Source organism: Streptomyces sp. WM6372 (assembly GCF_001279655.1).
Taxonomy (GTDB): domain Bacteria; phylum Actinomycetota; class Actinomycetes; order Streptomycetales; family Streptomycetaceae; genus Streptomyces.
On sequence record NZ_LGDB01000003.1, the window covers coordinates 1 to 17,983 of the forward strand.

The following is a 17,983-nucleotide window of genomic DNA, read 5'->3' on the forward strand; positions in this document are numbered from 1 at the left end:
ACCCCGCCGGCCAGAACTGGGCCAGTGCCGCCTCCTTGTACGGGGTCGGGGTCACGCTCAGGTCGCCCGCGAAGGGGCGGTCCAGGGCCATCACCAGCAGCAGGCTGAAGCCGATCAGCCCCGCCACCGCCGAGACGAACAGCAGCTGCATCTTCAGGCTGCGCAGGCCGAACAGGAAGGTGAGCGGGAGGATCACCAGCGCGCCCCCGTAGACCAGCACCTGGAGCAGCACCGGCAGGGACGTTTCGGCCATCGTGATGCGCGCCCGGCGCTGCGCCGCGACGTCGTTGAGGCGGCCGGCGGCCTCCTCGTAGAAGGTCTGGCTGCGGCTGCCGGTGGGCTCGTACGCCTGGAGCGCCTGGTAGAGCCCGTGCGTCTGCTCGGCGGTCGCGTCGTAGCTGGGGCGGCCGGCCCGCATCATCGGCCACTGGACGTCGACGACGGCGTGCACGTAGTCGCCCACCGCCCGGTCCACGCGGGCGCGTTCGGCCGGCGGGAAGGCCTCGGCGCTGCGGACGACGAGGGCGAGGTCGGTGGCCTCGGTGGCGACGACGGTCTGGGTGTTCTCCAGCTGGGTCCAGAGCGTGACGACGACGAAGGCGAGGATGATGCCGTAGATCGCGCCGAACATGCCGAGGGCGACGCCGACCATCTCGTTGTGCTCGCCGCCGGCCAGGTGCGGGAAGCGGCGGCGGGCGGCGAGGCTGCCGGCCACGGCGAGGGCGACGAAGCCGCCGACGAGGAGGATGCCGAGGGTGAACGTGCTGAAGGTGTTGAGCAGCCACAGGATCATGGCCTGCTCAACGATCAACTCCGCCTGAGGGCCCGCCCGGCGCCCCGCCCGAAGCCCCCCGCGGCGGCTCGCCGCACTGTCGTCCGGGTCAGCTCACCGACGGGGTCTTCGGGAGCCCGTCGAGGGAGTTGCCCGCGCCCGCGAGGGAGCCGTTGGTGGCGGAGCCGGCGGCGGAAGTGGTCACGGCAAGGGCCGTCTTCGTGTCGTCCACCGCCTGGCCGGGGTGGTTGGCGATGTCGGTGATGCGCTTGGTGACGGGCTGTCCCTCGATGGTGGGGCCCGTCGTGTCGGCGTGGGCGGCGAGGGGGGTCAGGGCGAGGGCGGCGCCACTGGTGAGGACCAGGGCGGCGAGGCGGCGCTTCATGACGTTCATGCCGTACCCAACGACCCGCCGCCACCCGGAGTCACCACCCGGACCCCTCGGAAGGAAGCCCGGTGTTGGGTCCGCGGCCCGGATCGGGGGGATCGGTCCGGGCCGCGGGGGGACACCCCCAGTGTGGGGTGGGGTCAGTCCTGGACCACTAGGGCCGGGGTGGACTTTGTCAGGATCGCGCCGCGGAAGAAGGCCGGGCTGCGGCGTTCCGTGATCAGCATGATCACCAGGCCGAGGGCCAGGAGGCCGACGCCGATGACGAAGACGCTGCCGACGCCGAGGACGGTGGAGCCGGAGCCGTACGACGGGTTCCACATGTCGATCAGGGTCTTGAGGAAGACGGCGGCGAGGAGGAGGCCGCCGAGGACCGGGAAGACGCCCTTGAAGAACAGGTCCCGGGCGGAGCGGCGCAGTTCGCCGCGGAAGTACCAGGCGCAGGCGAAGGCCGTCAGCGAGTAGTAGAAGCAGATCATCAGGCCGAGCGCGAAGATCGTGTCGGTCAGGACGTTCTCGCTGACCAGGGTCATCACGGTGTAGAACGCGCCGGTCGCGACGCCGGCCATGACGGTGGCGCGGCCCGGGGTCTTGAAGCGCGGGTGGACCTTGGCGTAGGAGGCCGGCAGGGCCTCGTACGTGGACATGGCCAGGACCGTGCGGGCGACGGGGATGAACGTGGTCTGGAGCGAGGCGGTCGCCGAGGCGAGGACGGCGACGAAGAGCAGGATGCCGAGCATCGGGCCCATGACCGGGCCGGCGAGGGCGGCGAAGACGTTGCCGGAGGTCTCCGGGTTGCCGAGGCCGAGGCCGGCGGTGCCGGAGCCGACGGCCATCTGGGCGGCGATTCCGGTGGCCAGGTACGAGCCGACCAGGACGACCATCGCGATGAGCGAGGCGCGGCCGGGGGTCTTGGCGGAGCCGGTGGTCTCCTCGTTGGTGGCCAGGCAGGCGTCCCAGCCCCAGTACATGAAGATCGAGAGGGAGAGTCCGGCGGTGAAGGCGCCCATGGACTCGACCGCGAAGGGGTTCATCCACTGCCAGGAGAAGTCCAGGCCGGTGTCGAAGGTGCCGGCCGAGGCCTTCTGGAAGGCCATCGCGACGAAGATGGCGAGGACCGCGAGCTGGAGTCCGACCAGGGTGTACTGGACGCCCTTGGTGGCGGTCATGCCGCGGTAGCTGATGGCGGTCGCGGCGGCGATCAGGGTGAGGCAGGTGACGATGTGGACGAGTTTGTCGTCGTCCAGGGCGGCGATCGACGGGTTGTTCGTGATCTCGCCCGCGAGCAGCCAGAAGTAGGACGTGGCGACACCGGCCAGGTTGGACAGCACGATGATCGTGGCGATCACCAGGCCCCAGCCGCACATCCAGCCGATCCGCGGGCCGAAGGCCTTGACGGTCCAGGTGAAGGAGGTGCCGCAGTCCGGGACGGCCTTGTTGAGCTCGCGGTACGCGAAGGCGACGAGCAGCATCGGCAGGAAGCCGGCCAGGAAGACCGCCGGCATCTGGACGCCGACCTCACCGGCGGTGGAGCCGAGGGTCGAGGTCAGGCAGTAGACGGGGGCGACGGTGGAGATGCCGATGACGGCGCTGCCCACCAGGCCCACGGAGCCCTTGCCGAGGCCCTTGCCGCGTACGTCGCCGTCGCCGCCCTCGCCGTCGGCGACGCCGTTCACCGTGTCTCCGACCCGAGGCCGAACGTCCAGCTGTGTCATGGGTCAGGACGTTAGAGGCTGCGTTTTCCATATCCGGAGGGATTGGGTCCGAGCGGCTACCGGCGGGAACACCTTCGAATCCAGAGCCTGCGGCGGTTCATTAACCCGTAATGAAAGGTTCATGCGCGCGTCCGCCCCCTGCTCAACAGGGAGCGGACACTCCGTTCCGGAATGCGGAAACCGCAGCAGTACCCCTTTCGTGCCGCTTTGAACTTTCCCGTGTGACCTGGGTCTCAGCCCGGCGGGACGTCTCTCACGTCGTCCAGACGATCGACTGCATCTCGCTGTACGCGTGCAGCGCGTACGAGCCCACGTCCCGGCCGACCCCCGAACGCTTGAAGCCGCCGAACGGCGCCTCCATGTTCCGGCCGATCGTGTTCACGCCCACCCCGCCCGCCCGCAGCCGCCGCGCCACCCGGAAGGCGCGCGCCGCGTCCCCGGACCACACGTAGCTCAGCAGCCCGAAATCGCTGTCGTTGGCCAGCCGGACCGCCTCGTCCTCGCCCCCGTCGAACGGCACGACCACGACCACGGGGCCGAAGATCTCCTCCCGGACCACCCGCATGTCGTTCGTGCAGTCCACCAGCAGCGTCGGCGCCACGTAGAAACCGCGGCCGTCCCCGACCACCGGCCGCTCGCCGCCGTACGCGATCCGCGCGCCCTCCTTGCGGCCGAGCTCGACGTACGACTCCACCCGGTCCCGGTGCGCCGCCGAGATCACCGGGCCCACCACCGTGCCCGCCACCGCCGGGTCGCCGACCTTCATGAAGGCCAGGTAGCCGGTCAGCTTCTCCACCAGCCGCTCGTACACCGACCGGTGCACGATCACCCGGGTCGGAGCCGTGCAGATCTGTCCGGAGTAGAAGGAGAAGGTGGTGCCGATCCCCATCACCGCCGCGTCCAGGTCGGCGTCCTCGAAGACGATCGCCGCGCCCTTGCCGCCGAGCTCCATCAGCTGCCGCTTCATGGAGCGGCCGCAGACCTCCGCGATGCGCTGCCCGACGCCCGTGGAGCCGGTGAACGACACCATGTCCACGTACGGGGAGTCCACCGCGGCCTCGCCGACCTCGACCGAGGCGCCGCAGACCACGTTCACCACACCGGCCGGGGCGCCCGCCTCGTGCAGGGCCTCGGCCATCTTGAACACCGACAGCGGGTCCTGCGGGGCCGGCTTCACCACCACCGTGTTGCCCATGGCCAGCGCCGGGGCCACCTTGCCCGCCGGGTTCGCCCACGGGTTGTTGTAGGAGGTGATGCAGGTGACCACGCCGACCGGCTGGCGCACCTCCAGCGCCCCCAGGATGCTCGCCTTCCCCATCGGCCCGGCCTCGGTGACCTGCGGCGGCAGCCCGCACTCCACCGGTTCGAGCGCGCCCTTCGCGTACCGCCGGAAGCGCGCGACCCCGACCCCGACCTGCATCCCGCGCGCGATCCCGGTCGGCGCGCCCGTCTCGGCCCGGGCGAGGGCCGACCACGGCTCGTACGCGCGCTGCATGATGTCCGCGGCCCGGTCCAGGATGGCCGCCCGCGCCTCGGGGGTCGTACGGGACCAGGTCCCGAAGGCCTCCGCCGCCGCGCGCGCCGCCTCCTCGACCTGGGCGCGCGAGGCCTCGGGCGCGAGCCCGACCACCGATTCGTCCGCCGGGTTGACCACCTCGTAGTGGCCGCCGGCGGGCTCGACCCACTCCCCGCCGATGTACAGCTTCTGCTGCCCGGGCTCGCTCAACGGGTGCTCACCGTCCTCGTGTCCCGGCCCGAGCGGAGCACGATCCCGGGGACCGCCCCCGTGACCTCGTCGTCGCGGATCGTCTCCACGCCGTTGACGCGTACGGACACGATGCCGATCGCGCGGGCGTCCAGCCGCGGGCTGTCGCCGGGCAGGTCGTGGACGAGCGTCGCGGGCCCGGCCTCGATCCGCTCCGGGTCGAACAGCACCAGGTCCGCGTGGAACCCCTCGGCGATCCGGCCGCGCTCGCGCAGCCCGAACAGCTGCGCCGGGTCGTCGGTGAGCATTTTCACCGCCTGCTCCAGCGGCACCAGCTTGCGGCCGCGCAGGCAGTCCCCGAGGAAGCGGGTCGTGTACGGGGCCCCGCACATGCGGTCCAGGTGCGCGCCGGCGTCGGAGCCGCCGAGCATGACGTCCTCGTGCTGCCAGGTCTCGGCTCGCAGGGCCCAGCTCGCCGGGTCGTTGTCGGTGGGCATCGGCCAGAGCACCGTGCGCAGTTCGTCGTTGGCGCAGATCTCGACCAGGCACTGGAAGGGGTCCTGGCCGCGCTCGGCGGCGATGTCGTTCACGACCCGGCCGGACAGGCCCTCGTTCTCCTTGCTGTACGTGTCCCCGATGACGTAGCGGCCGAAGTGGGCCAGGCGCCGGAAGACGCCGGCCTCCTTGCTGTCGGCGCGGCGCAGCATTTCCGCCCGTACGTCGGCGTCGCGCAGTTTCGCGATCCGCTCGGGTACGGGCAGGGCGAGGACCTCGCCCCAGCCCGGGATCAGGTTCAGTGCGCAGAAGGTGCCGAGCGACATGTTCATGGGGGTGAGGATCGGCATGGTCAGCGCGACGATGCGGCCGCCGGCCTTGCGGGCGCGCTCGCTCGGTATGAGCTGGCGCGGGACCCGTTCGGGGACGGCGGCGTCGATGGTGAGGACGTTCCAGTTCAGGGGGCGGCCGGCGGCCGCGCTCATCTCGACGAAGAGGTCGATCTCCTCGTCGGCGAACTGGTCGAGGCAGCCCGCGACGATCGCTTCGAGCTGGGTGCCCTCGTGTTCGGCGACGGCCTTCGACAGCGCGAGGAGCTCCGCGGGTCGGGCGTGGCGGGAGGCGACGGGGGCTCCGTCCCCGTCCGAGTGGGTGGCGGACTGGGTGGTGGACAGGCCCCAGGCACCGGCGTTCATGGCGTCGTGGAAGAGGTCGAGCATCTGCTGCATCTGCTCGGGGGTGGGCTGTCCGCCGACGGCGTCGGCGCCCATGACGTGCCGGCGCAGGGCGCAGTGGCCGACCATGAAGCCGGCGTTGACGGCGATCCGGCCGTCGAGGGCGTCGAGGTACTCGCCGAAGGTGGACCAGGTCCAGTCGACGCCTTCCTCCAGGGCCTTGAGGGCCATGCCCTCGACCTTGCTCATCATGCGGCGGGTGTAGTCGGCGTCCTCGGGGCGGTCGGGGTGCAGCGGGGCGAGGGTGAACCCGCAGTTGCCGCCGGCGACCGTGGTGACGCCGTGGTTCATGGAAGGGGTCGCGTACGGGTCCCAGAAGAGCTGGGCGTCGTAGTGCGTGTGGGGGTCGACGAAGCCGGGGCACAGGACCAGCCCGGTGGCGTCCTCGGTGGTCCGGGCCTCCTCCGTGAGCGTGCCCGGCTCGGCGATGGCGGCGATCCGCCCGTCGCGCAGGCCGACGTCCGCCACGCGGGCGGGGGCGCCGGTGCCGTCCACGACGGTGGCGCCCTTGATCAGGTGGTCGAGCATGACGTCCCTTCTCGGTTGCGTTGGGGCTCCGCCCCGGACCCCGCCGGACCCGCCGGACCCGCCGGATCCCGCCGGCCCCGCCGGGTTCCGCGGGGCGGGCCGCCCGCGTTCCCGCGGCCCGTCCGCAGGGGTGGGGCCGGCCGGGGGCGGGCGGCAGGCCGCTGCCGCGAACGCCCCCGGCCGGCTCGCCCGGGCCGGGGCGCGGGGCCCCGGCCCCGGGGCGGCGGTCCGGGAAGACGCCGCCCCTGCTTCTCCCGCCGGCCGGATGGACGGCCCGGTCAGGGGTACGGCCCGGTCAGGGGTACGGCCCGGTCAGGGGTACGGCCGGGTCAGGGGTACGGCCGGGCGGACGGCCGGTCAGGCGGCTTCGCGGAAGCGCGTCGTGCGGTGGACCGGGTCCGTGTCGATCTTCGGGATCACGTGCTCGCCGATGAGCTTGACGGTGGTCATCGTGTCCTCGTACGAGACTCCGGTCGGCAGGCCGAACGACAGCTGGTCGGCCCCCGCCTGCTCCCAGCGCTTGCACTGCGCGAGCACCTCGGACGGGTCCCCGCAGATCAGCAGCTCCTCGGCGATCAGCAGCTCGATGATCTCCGCGTTGTACTCGGGCAGCGTCTCGGGCCACTGCGGGATCGCCTCGGGCCGCGGGAAGGTGTCGTGGTAGCGGAAGACCAGCGACTGGAAGCGGTTCATGTTCGCGTTGACCGCGATCTCGACCGCCTTGTCGTGCGTCTCGGCGCAGATCGCGGTGGAGGTGACCATCACGTTGTCGTTGACGAACGCGCCGATGGCCTTGGCCTCCTGGATGGCCGTCTTGTACTGCTCCAGCACCCACTCCATGTCGGAGACCTTCTGGACGCTGAAGCCGAGGACGCCGAGGCCCTTCTTCGCGGCCATCGCGTACGAGGAGGGCGAGCCTGCGGCGTACCACATGGCCGGGTGGGCCTTGCCGTACGGCTTGGGGAAGATCTTGCGCGGCGGAAGCGACCAGTGCTTGCCCTGGAACCCCTCGTACTCCTCCTGGAGGAACATCTTGGGGAACTCGGCGATGGTCTCTTCCCAGATCTCCTTGGTGGCGTTCATGTCCGTGATGCCGGGCAGGAACCCGAGGATCTCGTGGCTGCCCGCGCCGCGGCCGGTGCCGAACTCGAAGCGGCCCTTGGAGAGGTGGTCGAGCATGGCGACCTTCTCGGCCACCTTGACGGGGTGGTTGACCTGGGCGAGCGGGTTGAAGATGCCGGATCCGAGGTGGATGCGCTCGGTGGCGTGGGCGAGGTAGGCGAGGAAGACCTCGTTCGCCGACAGGTGCGAGTACTCCTCCAGGAAGTGGTGCTCGGAGGCCCAGGCGTACTTGAAGCCGGACTTGTCGGCCTGGATGACGTACTCGGTCTCCTCGATCAGCGCCTTGTGCTCTGCCTCGGGGTCGACCTTGGACCGCGCCTCAGGCACGTATCCCTGCACGAAGAGCCCGAATTCCAAGGGGGTTCACCGTCCTTTGGTTTCTGACGTGTCGTCAGATTTGATGAGTCGACTGTTCCACCGCGGAAGCGGGAGCGTCAATACCTGACGCCCCATCAGATGGGTCGCCACGCCGGCCTGCGGCGGGTCACATGACGCTGACGCCCGCCATCCAGCCGCCGTCGATGACGAACGGCTGGCCGGTGATGTACGAGGAGTCCTCGCCGCTCAGGAACAGGGCCAGCTTGGCGATCTCGTCGGGCCGGCCCACCCGCCCCATCGGCACGACCCGCCCGTAGAGCTCCGCCATCGCGTCCCGGGCCTCGTCGCTCATGTTCGCCGGGTCCAGCAGGCCGGGATTGGCCATCGGGGTGTCCACCGCGCCCGGGCACATCGCGTTGACCCGGATGCCCTTGGCGGCCAGCTCCAGGGCGGCCACCCGGGTCAGGCCGACGATCGCCGCCTTGGTCGCCGCGTACGCGCCCACGTACGCCATGCCCGTCAGCCCGGTGTACGAGGAGGTGTTGACGATGGTGCCGCCGCCGGCCGCCTCGATCTCGGGGGCGAAGGCCTTGATGCCGAGGAAGGTGCCGACCTGGTTGACCTGGATCAGCTGCTGGAACTCCTCCAGCGGGGTCGAGACCAGCTCGTTGAAGCGCAGGATCCCGGCGTTGTTGACCAGGCCGCTCACCGGGCCGAAGGCCTCCTTCGCGGCGGCGACGGCGGCGGCCCAGTCCTCCTCCCGACTCACGTCCAGCCGTACGTACCGGGCGCGGTCCTCCCCCGCCTCCTCGGCTATCTCCTTGGCGACGGCGGCGCCCTGCTCGTCCAGCACGTCGCAGAGGAGCACCTTGGCGCCCTCGGCGGCGAAGAGCCGGGCCTCCTGCTCGCCCTGGCCGCGCGCCGCGCCCGTGATGACGACGACGCGCCCGTCCAGCTTGCCCATGCCCGTACTCCTAGTCGTAGAGGCGTTCAGTCGTTGAGAAGCGGGCCGACCTCGGCCCCGAACGCGGTGATCTGGTCGGTCAGTTCGGCGCGGTCGCGGCTGCGGAAGCGGACCTGGATCTGGTCCACGCCGAGGGCCTTGTACGCCCGGAGGGACTCGGCGAGCGCCTCCGCCTTGCCGGTGAGGGTGCGGCGGCCGGTGTCCCAGCCGGGCTCGCCGACGTACAGCGCCTCGGTGATCGCGCCGAACTCGATGGGGCCGGCGACCCCGGCCGCCGCGCGGAGCTCCTTGATCCGGGCGATCTGCGCCGGCAGTTTGTCGCGCGGGTCGCCCTGCGGGAGCCAGCCGTCGCCGCGCACGGCGGCCCGGCGGACGGCGGCGGGCGAGGAGCCGCCGACCCAGACGGGGACGCGGGTCTGGGCGGGGCGGGGCAGCTGGCCGAGGTCCTTGAAGGAGAACAGCTCGCCCTCGAACTCCGGGTACTCCTCGGGCCCGAGGGCGGCGCGCAGCGCGTCCAGGGTCTCGTCGAGGACGGCCCCGCGGCCGGCGAAGTCGGCGCCGAGGGCCTCGAACTCCTCCTGCACGTGGCCCGCGCCGACGCCGAGGATGAGCCGGCCGCCGCTGAGGTGGTCGACGGTGGCGTACTGCTTGGCGCTGAGGAGGGGGTGGCGCAGGCCGAGGATCGCGACGTGGCTGAGCAGCCGTACGCGCTCGGTGATCCCGGCTAGGAAGGAGAGGGTGGCCACGGGGTCGTACCAGACGGTGCTCATGGGGCCGGCGAGGCGGCGCGGTATGGCCACGTGGTCGCAGGTGGCCAGGTACCCGAACCCGGCCCGGTCGGCGGCCCGCGCCACCTCCGCGAGGTCGGCGGCGGTCGCCGGGGCCTCCCAGGGCTCGGCGTAGATGGTGCTCTGCGACTGGATCGGGAGCTGCATCCCGTAGACCAGCCGGCCTTCCGCAAACACGCGCGCCATGCCGCCTCCGCTTCGTCTTCCGCCCTCGCCCGCCGACCGGGCCGCGGCCGCCGACCCGTATCCCGCCGGCGCCGGGGGCCATCGTCGTAGCTGACGGACCGTCAGGCAAGGGGTTCGACCCACCCGGCGGGTGCGCGGCCGGGGTGAGGCCGTGTCCTTCGGGCCGGGCCCGGCATGATCCGAAAGTCACGGCCCAGGGGATGTGCGGGCGGGGGCGGGTTGGTTAGGGTGCCGCGGGTGGATCTGTTTCTGACGCTGGTCAGCGGAGTGGCGTGGACCGTCGTGTACGTCGAGGCGATCCGGGTCGGGCTGCGGGACCGGACGTACGCGATGCCGGTGGCCGCGCTCGCGCTGAACTTCGCGTGGGAGGCGACCTACGCCGTGGGGGACGTCCGCGCCGGGGTGACCGCCCAGGGCGTGGTCAACGTGGTGTGGGCCCTCGCCGACGTCGTCATCATCTGGACCTACCTGCGCTTCGGGCGCGCCGAGCTGCCCGGGTTCGTGACGCGGCCGCTCTTCGCGGCGTGGAGCGTGCTCGTCTTCGGCAGCGGCTTCGCCGTGCAGTGGCTGTTCCTCGCGCACTTCGGGACGCACGACGCGACCCGGTACGCGGCCTTCCTGCAGAACCTGCTGATGTCCGGGCTGTTCATCTCCCTCTACGCCGACCGGCGCGGGCCGCGCGGGCAGTCCCTCGTCATCGCCGTCGCGAAATGGCTCGGGACGCTCGCCCCGACCCTGCTCTTCGGCGTCGTCGAGGGCTCGCCGTTCATCCTCGGGCTCGGGATCATGTGCAGCGTCTTCGACCTGGCGTACATCGGGCTGCTGCTGCGGGAGCGGCGGGTGGCCGCCGCCCCGGCCGGTCGGGAACCGGCCGGGCTGACGGTGTGAAGGAGTGACGGGGTGACGGGGTGACGGGGTGAAACCGCCCGGGAGGAGGAATCCCGGTTGTCAGAAGCCCGCCGGGCCCATCACGACGACCGGCTTCGCCGCCGGGTCCAGGGTGGTCAGCAGCTTCTTCATGGCCTCCTTGGAGATGCCGATACAGCCCTGCGAGGGGCCGTTGTGGTCGACGTGGAGCCAGATGCCGCCGCCCTTGTCCTCGCCCTCCGGCTTGACCAGGTCCAGCGGGGAGAAGCCCTTGCGGCGGTTGTAGTCGATCGCGATGACGTACTCGAAGGCGCCCGCGAGGGACTCCCCGTTCACGCCCCGGCCGGTGGGGACGAAGAGCCGGTTGTGGTCGTACGGGAACTTCGTGCCCGGCGGCTTCTCCAGCAGACCGCCGGCGTCGCCCAGGGTGAACACGCCCACGGGGGTGGTGAGGTCCCCGTCCTCGCGTTCGGCGGAGTTCCAGCCGCTGGCGCCGTTGTGCGCGGGCCAGCTCCCGGCGGTCCGGACCCAGTCGGCGCCGGCCGCCGGCCGGCTGTAGAGGGTCGCCGTGGACTCCGAGGAGTCCCTCGCCTTGCCGGAGACGAGGAGGAGCTGACGGGCGTCGGCCGGGATCCGGGCCCGTGTCTCGTCGCTGACCTCGGACAGGCCGTCGTCGGCATCGGAGGCCGCGGGTGCTCCGGGCGCTCGGGGTGCTCCGGCTGGTCCCGAGGCCGCGGGCGCCCCGGGAGCCCCGGGAGCACCGCGGGCCCCGCGGGTGGCGTGGGTGGCTCCGCCGGCCGGGGCGGAATCGGAGGTGGCGGCGTCGGCGGTCGCGGCCGAGGACGGTGCACGGGCCGCGTCCCCCGGGCGGTCCCCGGTCCGGGCCGAGGCGGTGGTGCCGGGGTCGTCGTCCTGGACCGTGAAGACCCAGCCGGCTCCGAAGGCCAGCAGGCCCACGGCGGCGGCGACGGCCACCCGCCGGGGCGAGCGGAGGCCGCGGAACGTGCGGAGCGTACGGGGACTGCGGGAGCCGGCGCGGGGGTGCTTGCTCATGCCTCCGACGGTACACACGGGGATCATCAGGATTCCTGAGGCGACGCCGTCCGGTGCGGCGCGGGTGTGACCGGAAAGCGCACCCGGACCGTCAATCCGCCGCCCTCCCCCCGATTGGCCCGCACGACCAGCTTCGCGCCGTGCGCCCGCGCGATCGAGGCGACGATCGAGAGCCCCAGCCCGGCGCCCTCCCCCGCGGTGTGCTGCCGTTCGGCGCGCCGCCGGAACGGCTCCAGCAGCCGCGGCACGTCGGCGGGCTCGATCACCGGCCCGGTGTTGGACACCGTCAGCGCCCCGTCGGCGGAGGTCTTCACGCTGATCCGCCCGCCCGGCCGGTTGTGCCGTACGGCATTGGCCAGCAGGTTCCGCACCAGATGGCCCAACAGGGCCCGGTCGCCGACCACGCTCACCGGCTCAAGGCTCCGTACGACGGTCAGCCCGGCGCCCCCGGCCGGCTCGGACGCGGACCCGGACGCGGACTCGGACTCCGGCTCCGGCTCCGGCTCCGGCTCCGACCCGGACTCGGCCCGCTCCGTCTCCGACAGCTCCGCCTCCGCGAGGGCCGCGAGGTCCACCGCGACGGTGGTCTCCAGTCCCTCCTCCGACACCGCGAGCAGCAGCAGCGACTCGACGAGGTGCTCGCTGGACTCGGCGACGCCGATCAGTTTGGACCGGATCCGGGCCACCTTCTCCGGCGGCGGGTCCCCGGCCAGTCCGATCTCGGCGGCCGCCCGCTGCACGGCCAGCGGCGTGCGCAGCTCGTGGGCGGCATTGGCGGCGAACCGGCGCTGCGCGCCCACCAGGTTCTCCATCCGGTCGAGCATGCCGTCGAAGGTGTCGGCCAGCCGCTTGAGTTCGCCGGGCGGGGCATCGAGGCCGATCCGCTCGTGCAGGTTCTCCCCCGAAAGGCGGCGGGCCGTCTCGGTGATGACACCGACGGGCCGCAGCACGCGGCCCGCCATCCACCAGGCCAGCCAGATCGACGGTACGGCGAACACGGCGAGGGCGATGAGCGAGACGACCAGCAGCTCGTGGAGGGTGGCGGCCTCGACGGCGGTGGAGAGGTTCCGGGTGGCGGCCCACGTCTGGAGCTGCTCCTGGGTGGGCGTGGCGGCGCCGGGCGGGAGCCGCTGGGCGGGTACCGCCTTGAGCGGCTGGCCTTCGACGGCGGCGCGCTCGAAGGCGGTGCCGGGGACGGCGGTGGTGACGGCTCCGCTGATGCGGGTGTAGAGGCCGCCCCGCAGCAGGACGTTGATCAGGGCGATCAGGCCGCCACCGGCGAGGACGAGCAGGGAGCCGTAGAGCGCGGTGAGACGGGCGCGCTCGGAGTGGAGCACTGCTCTCATCGTGGATCGGTGATCGGATCGGTGAGCCCGGCGGTCGGACCCGCGCCCGGACCACCGCCCGGACCCGCGATCCGGTACCCGGCCCCCGGCACCGTCTCGATCAGCTGCGGCTCGCCCAGCTTGGCCCGCAGCTTGCTGAGGGTCACCCGTACGGCATTGGTGCTGTACGAGGTGTCCTCCTCCCACACCTGCTCGATCAGGTCGTCGTTGCCGAGCACGGCCCCCTCCGCCCGCAGCAGCGCCTCCAGCACCGCGAACTCCTTGCGCGACAGCGCGAGCCGGTGCCCGTCGCGGCTCGCGCTCCGCCGGGCGGTGTCCACGGCGATCCCGCACCGCTCCAGCACCGGCGGCAGCGCGGGCCGGGTGCGCCGGCCGAGCGCCAGGACGCGGGCGAGGAGCTCGTCGTACGCGAAGGGCTTGGTGAGGTAGTCGTCGGCGCCGAGGCCGAGCCCCTCGACCCGGTCCCGTACGGTCCCGGAGGCGGTCAGCATCAGGACGCGGGTCAGCAGCCGCTCGCGCACCACCTGGCGGCAGACCTCGTCCCCGTGCAGGCCGGGCAGGTCACGGTCGAGGACGAGGACGTCGTACTCGCCGAGGCGCAGGCGCCTCAGGGCCTCCGGGCCGTCGCCCGCCTCGTCGACGGCCAGCGCGTCGCGGCGCAGCCCGTCGGCGATCATCTCCCGGAGGAATTCCTCGTCCTCCACCACCAGAACTCGCATGCCGCCCTCTCTACCGGAATCTCGTATTTCCTCGTCATAAGCAAGATCGGAGAGAGAAGCGAAACCCGCCTCGGGTGGAGGGTCTGGCGCATGAATCGATCCATGACCATGACCACGGCCGCGGCGCTCACCGGCCTGACCCTCTTCGTCACCGCGTGCACGGGCGGTGCCGGCTCGGACGGCAAGGACGGCAAGGACGGGAAGAAGAACGGCGCGTCCTCGAACGCGTCGAGCGGCGGCAGCGGTGGCGGGCAGGCCAGCGGCGCCGACGCCGACAAGGCGCTCAAGACGCGCAAGTGCCTGCGCGAGCACGGCATAGACGCGCCCGACCCGGAGCCCGGCCAGGACCCGCGCGGGATGACGCTGGGCTCGGGCAGCGAGGACCCGGAGGCGCTGAAGAAGGCCTTCGAAGCGTGCGGGATGCAGGCCCCCGGGACGGGCCAGCTCTCGCAGGAGGCCAAGGACAAGGCCCTGAAGTGGGCCAAGTGCATGCGGGACAACGGCGTGAACATCCCCGACCCGGAGTTCAACGGGAGCGCGATGAGCGCGACCAAGATCCCGGAGGGCCAGGAGCAGGCCTTCCAGGACGCCCAGAAGAAGTGCGACGCCGCGTGAGGCGGCGCGGCAAGTGGCTGCTGGGCTCGCTGGCCGTCGTACTCGCCGTCTCGGGCGGCGGGTACGCGGTGACGGCGGCCCAGCCCCGGGCGGACTCCGACGGGTCGAAGGACCGGCGCGCGGACGGGCTCCCGCAGCAGACCGCTCCGGTCACGCGCGGGGACCTCAGCTCCGGCCTCACCGTCGAGGGCACGCTCGGCTACGCGCAGGAGCGCAAGCTCGCCGCGGGCGGCCCCGGGGTGCTGACCTGGACCGCGGGCGCGGGTACGGCGATCGAGCGGGACGGGAAGCTGTACGAGGTCAACGGCAAGCCGGTGCGGCTCATGTACGGGAGCACCCCCGTGTACCGGCAGATGAAGACCGGGGACAAGGGCGAGGACGTCAAACAGCTCAAGCGGAACCTCCAGGCCCTCGGGTACGGAACCGGGCTCGACCCGGAGGACGGCACCTTCACGGCGGGTACGGCGACGGCCGTCAAGCGCTGGCAGAAGGCGCACAAGGCGGCGGAGACGGGCGAGGTCGGCAAGGAGGACGTCGCCTTCGCGGCCGGGCCGCAGCGGGTGCAGAAGAACGACACGGCGGTCGGCGACGAGCCGGCGCCGGGCAAGCCGGTGATGACGCTGACCGGGACCGAGCGGATGGTCCGCTTCCAGCTGGACGTGGCCAAGGCGGGCGCGGCGAAGACGGGCGACAAGGTGACCGTGAACCTGCCGGGCGGCGGCACGGCCACCGGGAAGATCGACTCGGTGGGCAGCACGGCGAACCCGGACGACCCGGGCGGCGGCGGGGGCGGCTCCGGCGGAGGCGGTGGGGGCGGCGGCGGGAAGCCGAAGGTCGAGGTGAACGTGTCCCTGGACAACGCCTCCGAGGTCAAGGGCCCGGACCGGTCCCCGGTGTCGGTCCGGCTCACCGGCGAGACCCGCAAGGGCGTGCTCTCCGTACCGGTCAACGCACTCCTCGCACTGGCCGGCGGGGGCTTCGGCGTGCAGGTCGTCGAGGGCGGCGCGGTGCGCGAAGTCCCTGTCGAGCTCGGCATGTTCGGCCAGGGCCGCGTCGAGGTCAAGGGGGACGCCCTCAAGGAGGGTATGCAGGTGGGGATCCCCAAGCAATGACGACGGCAGTGGCCACGGCCGAGAACAGGCACGCGCGCGCCGTCGTGGAACTGGCGGGCGTCACCAAGGAGTACCCCGGCGGGGTCAAGGCCCTGCGCGGGGTGGACCTCACCGTCCTGAACGGCGAACTCCTCGCCATCGTCGGCCCGTCCGGCTCCGGGAAGTCCACCCTGCTGCACATCGTCGGCACCCTCGACCGGCCGAGCGCCGGCGCGGTCGCCATCGCCGGGCACGACATCGCGACGCTGTCCGACCGCGCCCTGTCGGCTCTGCGCTCACGCCATGTCGGCTTCGTCTTCCAGTCCTTCCACCTCGTACCGGGCATCAGCGCGCGGGCGAACGTGGCCGAAGGCCTGCTGTACTCCGGCCTCTCACGGGCCGAGCGCGGCCGGCGGGCGGCGCGCGCCCTGGAGCGGGTCGGCCTCGGCGACCGGATGGAACACCGGCCGCACGAGCTGTCCGGCGGACAGAAGCAGCGCGTGGCGATCGCCCGGGCCGTCGCGGGCGAGCCGGACCTGCTGCTGGCCGACGAGCCGACGGGCGCGCTGGACTCGGCGTCGGGGCGGTCGGTGATGGAGCTGCTGCACGAACTGAACGCGGACGGGGCCACCATCGCCGTGATCACCCACGACCACGAGATCGCGGCGAGCCTGCCGCGGCAGGTGCGGATCCGGGACGGGGAGATCGTGGCGGACGTGTGGAACACGGCGGGGGCGGGGGCGAGGGGGCAGTGAGGGCCGCCAGGAAGCTGCGCCCGTCCCGCCTCGGCCCGCGGGACGTGCTGCACGTCGGCTCGGCGGGGCTGCGCTCGCGCCCGATGCGGGTGTTCCTGTCCGCGCTCGGGATCGCGATCGGCATCGCGACGATGATCGCGGTGGTCGGGGTGTCCTCGTCCAGCCAGGCGAAGCTGCTGCGCGAGCTCGACAAGCTGGGTACGAACATGCTGGTGGCGACGCCGGGCCAGTCGATGTTCTCGGGCCAGGACACGAAGCTGCCGAAGGAGGCCCCGGGCATGATCTCCCGTATCGAGGGGGTCGAGTCGGTGGGTACGACGGGCGACATCGCGCAGTCCGTGCGGCGCTCGGAGAACATCCCGAAGGAGGAGACGGGCGGCATCGGCCTGAAGGCGACGAAGGACGACCTGCTGGAGGTCCTGCGCGCCCGGATGCAGAAGGGGACCTGGCTGAACGGGGCCACCGGACGCTACCCGTCGGTGGTGCTCGGGAACGTCTCGGCGGAACGGCTGGGCATCACGGAGCCGGGACAGCAGGTGTTCATCGGCGGCCGGTACTTCACGGTGATCGGCATCCTGGACCCGATCCCGCTGGCCCCGGAGATCGAGCGCTCGGCGCTGATCGGCTGGGAGGCGGCGGAGCAGCTGCTCGGCTTCGACGGCCACCCGACGGCGATCTACGAGCGCTCGTCGGACGACCGCGTCGGGGCGGTCCGCAGCCTGATCGCCCCGACGGCCAACCCGCAGTCGCCGAGCACGGTGTCGGTGACGGACCCGTCGGCGGCGCTCCAGGCGAAGGCCGCGACGGAAGGGGCCTTCAGCACCCTCCTCCTCGGCCTGGGCGGGATCGCCCTGCTGGTGGGCGGGGTCGGGGTCGCGAACACCATGATCATCTCGGTGCTGGAACGCCGCCACGAGATCGGCCTGCGCCGTTCGCTGGGCGCGACCAAGGGCCAGGTCCGCATCCAGTTCGTGACGGAGTCCCTGCTCCTGTCGGGCCTCGGCGGACTGGCGGGCATCGCCCTCGGCGCGGCGGCCACGGCGGCCTACGCCCGAGCGGGCGACCTGCCCTGGGTGGTCCCCCTCTGGGCGGTGACGGGCGGCTTCGCCTCGACCCTGGCCATAGGTACCCTGGCCGGCCTCTACCCGGCGGTCCGCGCGGCCCGCCTCTCCCCGACCCTGGCCTTGCAGGCGGCGTAGAGCGCGGCGGGCACCGGATGGCACCATCCGGTGTCATGGCACCCGACACCACCGACACCACGTCCGAGCCCGGCCGGTACGAGGCGGGCCAGACGGGCCTCATCGTCAAGGTCCCCGAGGCCGAACCAGCCGTTCGCGCATGGCGCGAACGGCTGGACCCCTCGGCTGCCGCCGGGATCCCGGCACACGTGACGGTGCTCTTCCCGTTCCTCCATGAGCACCTGATCGACGCCACCGTCCAGGCGGCGCTCACCGAGATCGTGGGCAGCCACCGGGCCTTCGACGTCCGTTTCGCCGAGAGCCGCCGCTTCCCGGAGGTGCTGTACCTGGCCCCCGAGCCGGACACGACGCTGCGGCTGCTCACCCGGGCGATCGCCGACCGCTGGCCGCAGGCCCAGCCGTACGGGGGCCGCTTCCCGGACGTCGTACCGCATCTGACGGTCGCGCAGCGACAGGAGGCGGACGTCCTGGCCGAGATCGAAACGGACCTGGCGCGCTCGCTCCCCCTCACGACCCGCATCTCGTCGGTCGACCTGATGGTCCACGACGGGTCGGCCTGGCGGGACCGGGCGTCGTTCGCACTGCGGGGGTGAGGGACGGCGAGCCAGGCGGGTGGGTGGGTG

17 protein-coding genes are annotated in these 17,983 nt (G+C 72.4%); 6 read left to right on the top strand and 11 right to left on the bottom strand.

Annotated elements, in window-relative coordinates:
• The 8 genes from ADK52_RS01915 to ADK52_RS01950 form a co-directional block, all read right to left on the bottom strand.
• On the bottom strand, positions 1-793 hold a 793-nt coding region (locus ADK52_RS01915; protein WP_053688021.1), incomplete at its 3' end, for a DUF4239 domain-containing protein.
• Between the two features lie 88 nt (positions 794-881).
• Complete coding sequence (locus ADK52_RS01920; RefSeq protein WP_053688022.1) at positions 882-1,166, bottom strand: hypothetical protein; 285 nt, start codon at positions 1,164-1,166, stop codon at positions 882-884.
• A 134-nt stretch (positions 1,167-1,300) separates the two neighbouring features.
• Positions 1,301-2,875 (bottom strand): APC family permease, encoded by a 1,575-nt coding sequence (locus ADK52_RS01925; protein ID WP_053688023.1) that lies wholly within the window; start codon positions 2,873-2,875, stop codon positions 1,301-1,303.
• A gap of 253 nt (positions 2,876-3,128) precedes the next feature.
• Complete coding sequence (locus ADK52_RS01930; protein ID WP_053688024.1) at positions 3,129-4,601, bottom strand: aldehyde dehydrogenase family protein; 1,473 nt, start codon at positions 4,599-4,601, stop codon at positions 3,129-3,131.
• Complete coding sequence (locus ADK52_RS01935; protein WP_053688025.1) at positions 4,598-6,337, bottom strand: N-acyl-D-amino-acid deacylase family protein; 1,740 nt, start codon at positions 6,335-6,337, stop codon at positions 4,598-4,600. The genes ADK52_RS01930 and ADK52_RS01935 overlap by 4 nt, the downstream gene beginning before the upstream one ends.
• Positions 6,338-6,694: 357 nt before the next feature.
• A complete protein-coding gene (locus tag ADK52_RS01940) occupies positions 6,695-7,816 on the bottom strand; it encodes an LLM class flavin-dependent oxidoreductase (RefSeq protein ID WP_030156742.1) in 1,122 nt (373 codons plus the stop codon).
• A gap of 127 nt (positions 7,817-7,943) precedes the next feature.
• Complete coding sequence (locus ADK52_RS01945) at positions 7,944-8,741, bottom strand: SDR family NAD(P)-dependent oxidoreductase (protein WP_053688026.1); 798 nt, start codon at positions 8,739-8,741, stop codon at positions 7,944-7,946.
• Positions 8,742-8,767: 26 nt separating this feature from the next.
• On the bottom strand, positions 8,768-9,715 hold the full coding sequence (locus ADK52_RS01950; RefSeq protein ID WP_182508634.1) for an LLM class F420-dependent oxidoreductase: 948 nt from the start codon (positions 9,713-9,715) through the stop codon (positions 8,768-8,770).
• A gap of 237 nt (positions 9,716-9,952) precedes the next feature.
• Here ADK52_RS01950 and ADK52_RS01955 point away from each other — a divergent pair, with 237 nt between their 5' ends.
• Positions 9,953-10,603, top strand: a complete 651-nt coding sequence (locus ADK52_RS01955; protein WP_053688027.1) for a hypothetical protein — start codon at positions 9,953-9,955, stop codon at positions 10,601-10,603.
• Between the two features lie 60 nt (positions 10,604-10,663).
• On the opposite strand, the gene ADK52_RS01960 is transcribed toward ADK52_RS01955, so the two are convergent.
• Genes ADK52_RS01960 through ADK52_RS01970 form a run of 3 tightly spaced genes read right to left on the bottom strand, consistent with a single transcriptional unit; the run spans position 10,664 to position 13,700 of the window.
• Positions 10,664-11,635: a L,D-transpeptidase family protein gene (locus ADK52_RS01960; RefSeq protein ID WP_078987825.1), complete on the bottom strand. Its 972-nt coding sequence runs from the start codon at positions 11,633-11,635 to the stop codon at positions 10,664-10,666.
• A 26-nt stretch (positions 11,636-11,661) separates the two neighbouring features.
• Entirely contained in the window at positions 11,662-12,981 is a 1,320-nt protein-coding gene (locus tag ADK52_RS01965; RefSeq protein ID WP_053688028.1) for a sensor histidine kinase, read from the bottom strand.
• Positions 12,978-13,700, bottom strand: coding sequence for a response regulator transcription factor (locus ADK52_RS01970; protein ID WP_053688029.1), 723 nt, complete (start codon positions 13,698-13,700; stop codon positions 12,978-12,980). Before ADK52_RS01970 ends, ADK52_RS01965 begins: the two co-directional genes overlap by 4 nt.
• Before the next feature lie 102 nt (positions 13,701-13,802).
• Between ADK52_RS01970 and ADK52_RS01975 the strand changes: the two genes are divergently transcribed.
• From ADK52_RS01975 to ADK52_RS01995, 5 genes are read left to right on the top strand one after another with little or no spacing between them, the layout of a single operon-like run.
• A complete protein-coding gene (locus ADK52_RS01975) occupies positions 13,803-14,315 on the top strand; it encodes a hypothetical protein (protein ID WP_053688030.1) in 513 nt (170 codons plus the stop codon).
• A complete protein-coding gene (locus ADK52_RS01980) occupies positions 14,300-15,427 on the top strand; it encodes a peptidoglycan-binding protein (protein ID WP_053688031.1) in 1,128 nt (375 codons plus the stop codon). The genes ADK52_RS01975 and ADK52_RS01980 overlap by 16 nt, the downstream gene beginning before the upstream one ends.
• A complete protein-coding gene (locus tag ADK52_RS01985) occupies positions 15,424-16,161 on the top strand; it encodes an ABC transporter ATP-binding protein (protein WP_053688032.1) in 738 nt (245 codons plus the stop codon). Before ADK52_RS01980 ends, ADK52_RS01985 begins: the two co-directional genes overlap by 4 nt.
• A complete protein-coding gene (locus ADK52_RS01990; protein ID WP_053688035.1) occupies positions 16,158-17,360 on the top strand; it encodes an ABC transporter permease in 1,203 nt (400 codons plus the stop codon). Before ADK52_RS01985 ends, ADK52_RS01990 begins: the two co-directional genes overlap by 4 nt.
• A gap of 35 nt (positions 17,361-17,395) precedes the next feature.
• Complete coding sequence (locus ADK52_RS01995) at positions 17,396-17,953, top strand: 2'-5' RNA ligase family protein (RefSeq protein ID WP_053688033.1); 558 nt, start codon at positions 17,396-17,398, stop codon at positions 17,951-17,953.
• The last annotated feature ends 30 nt before the right edge of the window (positions 17,954-17,983 follow it).